The organism is Bradyrhizobium sp. LHD-71 (assembly GCF_031157255.1).
In the GTDB taxonomy this organism is placed as follows: domain Bacteria; phylum Pseudomonadota; class Alphaproteobacteria; order Rhizobiales; family Xanthobacteraceae; genus P52-10.
This window is the reverse complement of record NZ_JAVIFX010000015.1, coordinates 19,777-31,352: the sequence shown is the minus strand read 5'-3', so window position 1 is coordinate 31,352 and position 11,576 is coordinate 19,777. Positions and strand designations below refer to the sequence as shown.

The window sequence follows — 11,576 nt, the reverse complement described above, 5'->3', positions numbered from 1 at the left end:
AACAACGCGTGAACAGCCGGGGATGAGCCCGGCTATGACGCGATCAGGGAAAATGTCATGACCGAAATCCGCGTGCCGACCCTCGGCGAATCCGTCACCGAAGCCACGATCGGCAAGTGGTTCAAGAAGCCCGGCGATGCCGTCGCCGTGGATGAGCCGTTGGTCGAGCTCGAGACCGACAAGGTCACGATCGAGGTGCCGGCCCCTGCTGCGGGCGTGCTCGGCGACATCGTCGCCAAGGACGGCGAGACAGTCGCGGTCGGCGCGCTGCTTGGGCAGATCACCGATGGTGCCGGCGGCGCGAAGCCGGCCGCCCCCGCGGCTCCCGCGAAAGCCGCGGCGCCGGCTGCGGCACCGCAGGCTCCGGCGGCGCCGCAGCCTTCGACGGCCAAGGTCGCTGCCGATGCGCCGCTTGCTCCATCGGTGCGCAAACTCTCGGCCGAGAGTGGCGTCGACGCATCGACTGTCCCGGGAAGCGGCAAGGATGGTCGCGTCACCAAGGGCGACATGCTGGCGGCGATCGAAAAAGCGGCATCGCAGCCGACGCCTGTCAATCAGCCGGCGGCCGCCGTTCAGGTGCGCGCCCCGTCGCCGCACGATGATGCCTCACGCGAGGAGCGCGTGCGGATGACGCGGCTGCGCCAGACCATCGCGCGCCGGCTCAAGGAGGTGCAGAACACCGCGGCGATGCTGACGACCTTCAACGAGGTCGACATGAGCCAGGTGATGGAGCTTCGCAAGCAATACAAGGATCTGTTCGAGAGGAAGACCGGGGTGAAGCTCGGCTTCATGGGCTTCTTCGTGCGCGCGTGCGTGCAGGCGCTGAAGGACATTCCGGCAGTCAATGCGGAGATCGACGGCACCGACCTGATCTACAAGAACTACTATCACATCGGCGTCGCAGTCGGTACCGACCGAGGCCTGGTCGTGCCGGTGGTGCGCGACTGCGATCAGAAATCCATCGCCCAGATCGAGAAGGACATCGCCGACTACGGGCGGCGAGCGCGCGATGGTCAGCTCAAGATCGACGAAATGCAGGGCGGCACGTTCACCATCTCGAACGGTGGCGTCTATGGCTCTTTGATGTCGACGCCGATCCTGAACGCGCCGCAGTCGGGCATCCTCGGCATGCACAAGATCCAGGAACGGCCGATGGTCGTCGGCGGCAAGATCGAGATCCGGCCGATGATGTATCTGGCATTGTCATACGATCATCGCGTGATCGACGGCAAGGAGGCGGTGACCTTCCTCGTGCGGGTGAAGGAAAGCCTCGAGGACCCGGCACGCCTGGTGCTCGATCTTTGATTTCCATTGTCATGGCCGGGCATAGGCGCCGCTTCGCTCGCCTGTGACCCGGCCATCCCGCTCAGGGCGCAGTGCCGTCCTGATCGGGGTGGCCGGGACAAGCGTGGCCACGACTACGAACAAGTTGGAGTTCATCATCATGTCCTACGATCTCGTTGTCATCGGCACTGGTCCCGGCGGCTACGTCTGTGCGATCCGCGCGGCGCAGCTCGGCATGAAGGTGGCTGTGGTCGAGAAACTGCCGACCTTCGGCGGCACCTGCCTCAACGTCGGCTGCATTCCGTCGAAGGCGCTGCTCTTTGCCTCGGAGCGGTTCGAGGAAGTTGCGCATCACTTTCCGAAGATGGGCATCAAGATCGGCAAGGCCGAGGTCGATCTTCCGACGATGCTGAAGTTCAAGGACCAGGCGGTTGACGGCAACACCAAGGGCGTGGCCTTCCTGTTCAAGAAGAACAAGATCGACGCGTATCAGGGCACGGGCCGCGTCCTTTCGGCCGGCAAGGTCGAGGTGAAGAGCGGCGAAGGCAAGACGCAGGTGCTTGAGACGAAAAACATCGTCATCGCCACGGGTTCGGACGTCGCACGACTCAAGGGCGTCGAGATCGATGAGAAGCGGATCGTATCCTCCACCGGCGCGCTGACGCTGCCGAAGGTGCCGGGCAAGCTTTTGATCGTCGGCGCCGGCATCATCGGGCTCGAGCTTGGCTCGGTCTGGCGAAGGCTCGGCGCGCAGGTCACCGTCGTCGAGTTTCTCGACCGCATCCTGCCAGGTATGGACGGTGAGGTGGCGCGGCAGTTTCAGCGTCTGCTTGAAAAGCAGGGCATGACCTTCAAGCTCGGCACCAAGGTGAGCGGAGTCGATACGTCGGGCAAGATGCTCAAAGTGAGCGTTGAGCCGGCAGCGGGCGGGCCTGTGGAAGCGATCGAGGCCGACGTCGTGCTCGTCGCCATCGGCCGGGTACCCTACACCGAGGGCCTCGGCTTGAAGGAAGCGGGTGTCGCGCTCGACGAACGCGGGCGGGTGGACATCGACGCGCATTTCGCAACGAATGTGAAAGGCATCTACGCCATCGGCGACGTGGTCAGGGGGGCGATGCTCGCGCACAAGGCCGAGGATGAAGGCATCGCGGTCGCAGAAATCATCGCAGGCCACGCGGGCCACGTGAACTATGACGCGATTCCGGGCGTGGTTTACACCTCTCCGGAAGTGGCCTCGGTCGGCAAGACCGAGGAAGAGCTGAAGGCCGCGGGCATCGCCTACAACGTCGGCAAATTCCCGTTCACGGCGAACGGCCGCGCAAAGTCGAACCAGCAGACCGACGGTTTCGTGAAATTCCTGGCGGATGCGAAGACCGACCGTGTGCTCGGCGCCCACATCGTCGGCGTCGAGGCCGGCGAGATGATCCACGAATGCACGGTCCTGATCGAGTTCGGCGGCAGTTCAGAGGATCTCGCGCGCACCTGCCATGCGCATCCGACGCGCTCGGAAGCGGTCAAGGAAGCCGCGATGAACGTCGCCAAGCGCGCCATTCATATGTAAAGCTGGTCCCTGGAACGTATTCCGTTCAGGTCGAACGGAATACGTTCCAGATTTCTTCTAGGGGCGCATTTTCTTGCGGAAAGCCGGTATCCACCTTTCCGGAAAATGCTCTGGTCTCCAAGGCGCGGAGAGGGAGGGACATGGCGGACGGCTTCATCGAAGAACTGCGCAGCACGCTGGAAGAGGGCTCGGTGCTGGCCGGCGCCGACATCGACGCGCGCTATCACCACGATCTCGCAGGCAGTCCCGTGCCGAAGCCGCGCGCTGTCGTGCGGCCGAAGACGACTGAGGACGTCTCCGCGCTGCTGCGGCTGTGCCATCGCGCGAAGGTGCCGGTGACGACCCAGGGCGGTATGACCGGGCTGGTACGCGGTGCACTGCCGAACGCCAGTGAGATCGTGTTGTCGATGGAGCGAATGAACGCCATCGAGGAGGTGGACGTCGCAACCGGCGTCGCCGTCGCCCAAGCCGGCGCGCCGCTGCAGAAGATCCAGGAGCGGGTGGAGCAGGATGGCTTCATGTTTCCCCTCGACCTCGGCTCGCGCGGCAGCTGCACCATCGGCGGTAACATTTCCACCAATGCCGGCGGCAACCGTGTGATCCGCTATGGCATGACCCGCGACATGATCCTCGGTCTCGAGGTCGTCACGGCAGACGGCACGGTGCTGAAGGGTTTGCGCAAATACATCAAGAACAACACCGGTATCGATCTGAAGCATCTGTTCATCGGTTCGGAAGGTATTCTCGGCGTCGTCACGCGTGCGGCGCTACGGATTTTTCCGGCGCCGGCGGAGCAGCAGGTCGCGCTGTGCGCACTGCCGTCGTTCTCCGAGGTGGCGTCGTTCCTGAAGCTCGCGCGAGCCAAACTCGGCGGCGAACTCACCGCGTTCGAGGTGATGTGGAACGAGTATTACCGTTTGACGGTGGAGCGTGTGAAGGGCGTCACCGGACCGTTGCCGACGCATCATCCATTCTACGTGTTGCTGGAGGCCTCGGGTGGCGACGCGGAGCGCATCCGTGCCGATCTCGAGGCGCTTTTGGAGATGGCGATGGGCGAGGGGCAGATCCTCGATGCGACGATCTCGACCTCAAATGCCTCGGCGGCCGCGATCTGGCGCATCCGCGATTCCAGCGTCGAGCTGGGGCGCAGCTTTCCTTACGCGGCGCGGATCGGCTTCGACGTCAGCCTCGCGATCGACCGGATGGAGGACTACGCAGACCAGATCGCCTCGCGCATCAAGAAGATCGACCCGGAAGCGTTTGCCATCGTGTTCGGCCATGCCGGAGACGGCAACCTGCACATCGGCGTACACCACGAGCATACGCCGGAGCGACGCGAGGAGTTCGAGAAGCTGGTCTACGGCATCACCGGTGAATTCGGGGGCTCGATCTCCGCCGAGCACGGCATCGGCATTTCAAAGCGGCCGTATCTGAAGATGAGCCGTACAGCAGAAGAGATCGAGACCATGCGCACACTCAAACGCGCGCTCGACCCACACAACATTCTCAATCCGGGGCGGATCATCGAGGTGTGACCCGTCATTGCGAGGAGCGCAGCGACGAAGCAATCCAGCGCGGCGGTTGCTGCAGACTCAGACTGGATTGCTTCGCTGCGCTCGCAATGACGAGCCTGGGGTTTCGCACAGCAATGACGATGCTGTTTCGACTCGTGCTTTGTCGAGGCGATCAGCCCACCGTCTCCACATGGGCGCGGATTGCGCCGTTCTCCACCCAGCCTTTCGACTGAGCGAAAGCCGCCATCTTGTCAAAGCCTTCGCGCCATGCGTCGCCATGCGCCACGCCCTGGCTGATCAGCCATTCCTGCGAAATCCACGCATGCGAGCCGTCGTAGCGGCCGGCAGGCGCAAGCGCCTCGGTGAGGAAAGCTGCATCATTGTTCGGCGCCGTCACCTTGAAGCCCTTGAAGTCGCTGGCTTCGTTCAAGCTAACCTTGCCGCTGGCGTCGATGGCGATGATCATGGGTCGCTCCCTTGTTGTTCCACGGCGTCGAAATCATACCCGTCATTGCGAACGAAGCGAAGCAATCCCGTCGGCAGGCTTCGGATCAGCAGCCATGGTGTGTAGAGACTGAACCAACGCGGGCGAGGCTCAGGCGCGCGGATGAGCAGTCTTGTAGACGTCGAGCAGGCGCTCGGTGTCGACGGCGGTGTAGATCTGGGTGGTCGAGAGCGAGGCGTGGCCGAGCAGTTCCTGGATCGCGCGCAGGTCGCCGCCACGTCCGAGCAGGTGCGTGGCGAAGGAATGCCGAAGCGCGTGTGGCGTGGCGCTGTCCGGCAGGCCGAGTGCGCCGCGCAACCGTGCCATCGCCAACTGGATGATGCGCGGGCTCAACGGCCCGCCGCGTGCACCGACGAAGATCGGTCTGTCGGCGGTCAGGTCATAGGGACACATCGCGACGTATTCGGCGATCAGCGCCAGCACATTCTGCAGCACCGGCACCATGCGCGTCTTGTTGCCCTTGCCGGTGACGACCAGCACGTCGCCTGCGCCCGGCGCCGGCACGTCGCGACGTTTCAGGCCGAGCGCTTCGGAAATGCGCAGGCCCGAGCCGTAGAGCAGCGCCATCACGGCGGCGTCGCGCGCCAGCACCCACGGTTCGCGGGCTTCGCCTGCGCGCATATCGGCGTCAGCCATTCGCTTGGCGTTCTCGACGGTCAGCGGCTTGGGCAGCGTCTTGCCGACCTTCGGCGCGCGAATTGCCGCCAGCGCGCCAAGCTTTCCCTTGCCTTCGGCTTCGAGGAACTTGCCGAAAGAACGCAGGCCTGCGAGTGTGCGCATCAGCGAGCGGCTCGCAATATCGTCGCTTCGGCGCATCGCCATGAAGGCGCGGATATCCGTCGTCTCCAGCTTCGCGAATTGCTTGAGCGTAACGCGTCCGCCCCAATGCTCGCTCAGGAACCTTAAGCATTGCCGCAGGTCGCGTTCATAGGCCTCGAGCGTTTTCGCTGAAAGACGGCGTTCACTGCGCAAGTGCAACAGCCAGCGACGGATCTCTGCGGCAAGATCGGCAGCCACGCAGACGAGGTCCAGAGCCTCGCCATCCAGAGCCTCGCCATCCAAGGCGTCACTGTTCTCCGAAGGTGCCGGCCGTGATCGAGAGGTGCTTGACATGGTGAGCTTTATCGCACCCCTTCCTTGCACCTAGCTTAATTCAGGCCCTTCAGGCATCTAGCGAGCATGCCCACGCGCTTTGTCGATGTCCTCGCGCCGGTCGCCCTCGATCGTACCTACTCCTATCGCATCCCTGAGACTTTCGATCTCAAGGCGGGCGACATTGTGTCAGTGCCGTTGGGCGCGCGCGACGTCATGGCGGTGGTCTGGGCCGACGACGCGGAACCGGAACCGCGGCTGCACAATCGCCTGAAGGATGTCGACGAGAAGCTCGACTTCCCGCCGCTTAAGAAGGAATTGCGCAGCTTCGTCGACTGGATCGCCGATTATACCCTCTCGTCGCGCGGCATGGTCTTGCGCATGACACTGCGCATGGGCGATCTGGGTCCCGAACGCCTCCGGCTCGGCGTGCGGCTTTCCGGCCCGCCGCCTGAGCGGATGACACCGGCTCGGCGGCGGCTGATCGCGCTGTTGTCGGACGGCATGCTGCGGCCGAAATCGGAGGCGGCCGCCGAGGCGGGCGTCAGCACCGGCGTGGTGGACGGGCTGGTCGACGAGGGTACGCTGGAAGTCCTGCCCCTGCCGAAGGCGATGCCGGCCCCGCCGCCTGATCCCGACTTTGCGGTCCCTGAGTTTTCGCAGGGCCAGCAGGCGGCCGTGGAGGCAATGCGCGCATTCGCAAAGAAGGACGCGTTCGGCGCTGCCTTGCTCGACGGCGTGACCGGTTCCGGCAAGACCGAGGTCTACTTCGAAGCCGTCGCCGAAGTCCTGCGCAAGGGCAGGCAGGCGCTCATTCTGATGCCGGAGATCGCGCTCACCGGGCAATTCCTCGATCGTTTCGCCGCTCGCTTCGGCGTCCGTCCCTTTGAATGGCACTCGGAGCTGACACCACGCACGCGCGCGCGAAATTGGGCGGCGATCGCTTCAGGCGAGGCGCGTGTGGTGATCGGTGCGCGTTCGGCGTTGATGCTGCCTTATGCCGATCTCGGCCTCATCGTCGTCGATGAGGAGCACGACCAGGCCTACAAGCAGGATGAGGGCGCCCATTATCATGCCCGCGACATGGCGGTGGTGCGGGCCCACATTGCCAAGATTCCGGTAGTGCTGTCATCGGCGACGCCCTCGGTCGAAACCGAGGTGAATGCGCGGCGCGGCCGCTACCAGCGCATCCCGCTGCCGCAGCGCTTCGGCGGCCAGCACATGCCGCACATCGAACCGATCGATCTGCGCATCGAGGGCCCGCCTCGCGGGCGCTTCATCGCTCCGCGGCTCGCCGAGGCCGTTCGTCACGCCATCGAGCGCCGCGAGCAGGCGCTGCTGTTCCTCAATCGCCGCGGCTATGCGCCGCTGACGCTGTGCAGGGCCTGTGGCCATCGCTTCGCCTGCAACATCTGCGACGCCTGGCTGGTCGATCACCGCTTTCGGCAGCGGCTCGTCTGTCACCATTGCGGCTTCTCGATGCCGCGGCCGCATGTGTGCCCGCAATGCCAGGCTGAGGAGTCGCTGGCGGCGATCGGTCCCGGCGTCGAGCGCCTGCAGGAAGAGGTCGCCGCGCTGTTTCCGCAGGCGCGCACGATGGTGTTGTCGAGCGATCTCATCACCTCGATCGAGATCATGCGCAGCGAACTGAACGAGATCGCCGAAGGCCGGGTCGATATCATCATCGGCACGCAACTCGTCGCCAAGGGCCATCATTTTCCGCGCCTCAACCTCGTTGGGGTGATCGATGCCGACCTGGGCCTTGGCAACGGCGATCCACGCGCGGCCGAGCGCACCTTTCAACTGCTCAATCAGGTGATCGGACGGGCCGGGCGTGAGAGCGGGCACGGGACGGGTTATCTGCAGACCCATCAGCCCCAGCACCCGGTGATGCGTGCGCTGATCGCCTGTGACCGCGAAGCATTCTACCAGAGCGAGATCGAGTCCCGTGAGCGAACGGGCTATCCGCCATTCGGCCGGCTTGCGAGCCTGATCGTCTCGGCCGGCGACCGGGCGACGGCGGAAGGCTTCGCGCGGAAGCTCGCGTCGACAGCGCCGTTGGACGATCAGGTGAAGGTGCTGGGACCTGCCGAGGCGCCGCTCGCGGTGGTGCGCGGCCGCTACCGCTATCGCCTGCTGGTCAAATCGGCGCGTGGCTATGACCTGTCAGGTTATCTGCGTGACTGGCTTGCGGCAGGACCCAAGACCAAAGGCAACCTCAAGCTTGAGGTTGACGTCGATCCGCAGAGCTTTGTGTGAGGCGCATAGGGAGAGAGAAGTGAGTGTCGCGGTGCTCACTACTCACCTCTCAAGAAAACGCCGTGCCGTCCTTTCGAACGACACGGCAGTTCTCGGGCTTTCGCCCGTACGCATACGGCTTCTTGTTTTAACTCAGAAACGCGACTCGTAACTCAAGAACGCAACGCTTACTGAACCTCGGCCACCACATGACCAACGCCGCGGCCGGTCAGGCCGATCGCGTGGGCCGCGCCCTTGGAGAGGTCGAGCACACGGCCACGAATGAACGGGCCGCGGTCGTTGACCGTCACGACGACGCTGCGGCCGCCGTGGGTGACCTTCAGCCTGGTGCCGAACGGCAGGCTGCGATGGGCGGCAGTGAGCCCCATGGGGTTGAAGCGGGCGCCGGATGCAGTGCGCCGGCCGGATTCCGAACCGTAATAGGACGCCTTGCCTGCGAAGTTGCCGCCGTAAGCCGGGGCTGCGGCATGTGCGCTGCGCCAGCTCTTGCGGCTCTTGGCTTCGCCTGCTGTCGCTCCCGATGCGATGATGGCAGTCGCAGCGGCGATGGTGAGCATTGAGCGAACTGCAAGCTTCCGCGCGCGAGCGCGGCTAGTTGTTTGGTGCATCCACCTGTCCCTTATTATGTATTTCAGTCAGCCCGACTGAATAGATGCGCCCCGTGCCCGAAGCCTTTGCGGGTTCGCGTCAGAATTGGGCTGAAAAGTGACAGGTTTAGCGAAAACTCGAATCTGTCGAATTGTGACGAAGATTGTGGAAGTACTTTAATTACTTTCGATTGCTTGATTTTAAGGAATAATTAAACACTAGATTCCTGCGATTACTGTAAAACGAAGTTATCGTCACCCAGGCATAAGAATTCGTTCCCGGCGCTCGCTATGCGCCTCGCGCCGGTCTGCCTGATCTGAACGGGCAGCTCAGAGTGAACCTTTCGGCGTGTTCGTGACCGTGAGGTGCGGGAGTTGCTCATCTCGCGCGCCATGCACATCGCAGATGATTGTGCATTGTGTGCGCGGAGTCGATCGTGCAGCGCGCGTTGCGCGCGGTCATGACGCAAGTGCCTGTGCGATATGGTCATGTTGCGCCTGCGCGTTCACTATGTTAGCAAACCGGCGATTTTTGGCCTCGATCCTCGCAGGCCAGCCCAAAATCGAAGTTCCGATTGAACTCCAAGGGCTTGGCGTCGCCTCCCGGCGGCGTTTTCCTTGCGAATTCGACAAGCTTAAAAGAGCGCTTTCGTGGCAGATGAAAATCCGAATGTCTCGGGCGTAGCCGGTCGTTATGCGACGGCACTGTTCGAGCTGGCGCGTGACGAAAAATCCGTCGATACCGTCAAGGCCGATCTCGATGTGTTCGATCGGATGATCGCCGAGAATGCCGATCTGGCCCGGCTCGTCCGCAGTCCGGTGTTCACGGCGGATGAACAGTTGAAGGCCGTTTCCGCCGTCCTGGACAAGGCGGGTATCGGCGGTACGAGTGCAAAATTCCTGAAAGTGCTGACAGCCAATCGCCGCCTGTTCACCGTGCGGGATGTGATCCGCGCGTTCGGCGTACTGGTCGCCCGCTTCAAGGGTGAGGCCACTGCCGAGGTCACGGTTGCAGAGCAGCTCAGCGACAAGAATCTCGAGGCGCTCAAGAGCGCGCTGAAGTCAGTTACGGGGAAGGACGTCGACCTGAAGGTGAAGGTCGATCCGGCGATCATCGGTGGGCTTGTCGTAAAGGTCGGCAGCCGAATGGTCGATTCCTCGCTTCGCACCAAACTCAATTCGATCAAGCACGCGATGAAAGAGGCAGGCTGATGGACATCCGCGCCGCGGAAATTTCCGCGATCCTCAAGGAGCAGATCAAGAATTTTGGGCAGGAGGCCGAGGTCACGGAAGTCGGCCAGGTGCTCGCGGTGGGCGACGGCGTCGCTCGTGCCTACGGGCTCGACAACGTCCAGGCGGGCGAAATGGTCGAGTTCGAGAACGGCGTGCGCGGCATGGCGCTGAACCTCGAAACCGACAACGTCGGTATCGTCATTTTCGGCAACGACCGTGAGATCAAGGAAGGTCAGACGGTCAAGCGCACGCGCGCCATCGTCGATGCGCCGGTCGGCAAGGGCCTGCTCGGCCGCGTGGTCGACGCGCTCGGCAATCCGATCGACGGCAAGGGTCCTATTCAGGCGACTGAGCGCAAGCGCGTCGACGTCAAGGCGCCCGGCATCATTCCGCGCAAGTCGGTGCATGAGCCGATGGCGACCGGGTTGAAGGCCGTCGATGCGCTGATCCCGATCGGCCGCGGCCAGCGCGAACTGATCATCGGCGACCGGCAGACCGGCAAGACCGCGATCGCGCTCGACACGATCCTGAACCAGAAGCCGCTGAATGCGACCGGCGACGAGAAGGTCAAGCTCTACTGCGTCTATGTCGCCGTCGGCCAGAAGCGCTCCACCGTGGCACAGTTCGTGAAGGTGCTCGAGGAGCAGGGTGCGCTGGAATATTCGATCGTCGTCGCCGCGACCGCTTCGGACCCGGCGCCGATGCAGTTCCTGGCGCCGTTCACCGGCTGCACCATGGGCGAGTACTTCCGCGACAACGGCATGCACGCCGTGATCATCTATGACGACCTGTCCAAGCAGGCCGTCGCCTATCGCCAGATGTCGCTGCTGCTGCGCCGCCCGCCGGGCCGCGAGGCCTATCCGGGCGACGTGTTCTATCTGCATTCGCGCCTGCTCGAACGCGCCGCGAAGATGAATGACAGCGAAGGCGCAGGCTCGCTCACCGCGCTGCCGGTGATCGAAACGCAGGCGAACGACGTCTCGGCCTACATTCCGACCAACGTCATCTCCATCACCGACGGCCAGATCTTCCTCGAGACCGACCTGTTCTATCAGGGCATTCGCCCGGCGGTGAACGTCGGCCTGTCGGTGTCGCGCGTCGGCTCGGCGGCGCAGACCAAGGCGATGAAGAAGGTCGCCGGCAAGATCAAGGGCGAGCTCGCGCAGTACCGCGAAATGGCGGCGTTCGCGCAGTTCGGCTCGGACCTCGACGCCTCGACCCAGCGCCTGCTCAATCGTGGCGCCCGTCTGACCGAACTCCTGAAGCAGCCGCAGTTCTCGCCGCTGAAGATGGAAGAGCAGGTGGTCGTGATCTACGCCGGCGTGAACGGCTATCTCGATCCGCTGCCGGTCAGCCGTGTTCGTGCGTTCGAGGACGGCCTGCTGTCGCTTTTCCGCGGCAAGCATGTCGACATCCTCAACACCATCCGCGACTCGCGTGATCTGGACGATGCGACCGCAGCCAAGCTCAAGGACGTCGTCGACGGCTTCGCCAAGAGCTTCGCATAAATTTCCATCATGGCCGGGCGCAGTCGTCCGGCC

At 63.6% G+C, this 11,576-nt stretch carries 9 protein-coding genes; 6 read left to right on the top strand and 3 right to left on the bottom strand.

Features of this window, described 5'->3' with window-relative positions; genetic code table 11:
- The first annotated feature begins 57 nt into the window (after positions 1 to 57).
- From odhB to RCO31_RS17630, 3 genes are all read left to right on the top strand, one after another.
- Positions 58 to 1,305, top strand: coding sequence for a 2-oxoglutarate dehydrogenase complex dihydrolipoyllysine-residue succinyltransferase (gene odhB, locus RCO31_RS17640; RefSeq protein WP_308969742.1), 1,248 nt, complete (start codon positions 58 to 60; stop codon positions 1,303 to 1,305).
- A 136-nt stretch (positions 1,306 to 1,441) separates the two neighbouring features.
- The gene (gene lpdA, locus RCO31_RS17635; RefSeq protein WP_308969884.1) at positions 1,442 to 2,845 is read left to right on the top strand and encodes a dihydrolipoyl dehydrogenase; all 1,404 of its coding nucleotides are present in this window, start codon (positions 1,442 to 1,444) and stop codon (positions 2,843 to 2,845) included.
- A 140-nt stretch (positions 2,846 to 2,985) separates the two neighbouring features.
- A complete protein-coding gene (locus RCO31_RS17630; protein WP_308969741.1) occupies positions 2,986 to 4,380 on the top strand; it encodes an FAD-binding oxidoreductase in 1,395 nt (464 codons plus the stop codon).
- 151 nt (positions 4,381 to 4,531) lie between these two features.
- On the opposite strand, the gene RCO31_RS17625 is transcribed toward RCO31_RS17630, so the two are convergent.
- Positions 4,532 to 4,825, bottom strand: a complete 294-nt coding sequence (locus RCO31_RS17625; RefSeq protein ID WP_308969740.1) for a hypothetical protein — start codon at positions 4,823 to 4,825, stop codon at positions 4,532 to 4,534.
- Between the two features lie 129 nt (positions 4,826 to 4,954).
- Positions 4,955 to 5,911 (bottom strand): tyrosine recombinase XerC, encoded by a 957-nt coding sequence (locus RCO31_RS17620; RefSeq protein ID WP_308969883.1) that lies wholly within the window; start codon positions 5,909 to 5,911, stop codon positions 4,955 to 4,957.
- Between the two features lie 132 nt (positions 5,912 to 6,043).
- On the opposite strand from RCO31_RS17620, the gene RCO31_RS17615 reads away from it, so the two are divergent.
- Positions 6,044 to 8,215: a primosomal protein N' gene (locus RCO31_RS17615; protein WP_308969739.1), complete on the top strand. Its 2,172-nt coding sequence runs from the start codon at positions 6,044 to 6,046 to the stop codon at positions 8,213 to 8,215.
- A 167-nt stretch (positions 8,216 to 8,382) separates the two neighbouring features.
- On the opposite strand, the gene RCO31_RS17610 is transcribed toward RCO31_RS17615, so the two are convergent.
- Positions 8,383 to 8,772 (bottom strand): septal ring lytic transglycosylase RlpA family protein, encoded by a 390-nt coding sequence (locus tag RCO31_RS17610; protein WP_308969738.1) that lies wholly within the window; start codon positions 8,770 to 8,772, stop codon positions 8,383 to 8,385.
- A gap of 681 nt (positions 8,773 to 9,453) precedes the next feature.
- Between RCO31_RS17610 and RCO31_RS17605 the strand changes: the two genes are divergently transcribed.
- Positions 9,454 to 10,014, top strand: coding sequence for a F0F1 ATP synthase subunit delta (locus tag RCO31_RS17605; RefSeq protein ID WP_308969737.1), 561 nt, complete (start codon positions 9,454 to 9,456; stop codon positions 10,012 to 10,014).
- Positions 10,014 to 11,543, top strand: coding sequence for a F0F1 ATP synthase subunit alpha (gene atpA, locus RCO31_RS17600; protein ID WP_308969736.1), 1,530 nt, complete (start codon positions 10,014 to 10,016; stop codon positions 11,541 to 11,543). Before RCO31_RS17605 ends, atpA begins: the two co-directional genes overlap by 1 nt.
- Positions 11,544 to 11,576 lie beyond the last annotated feature (33 nt).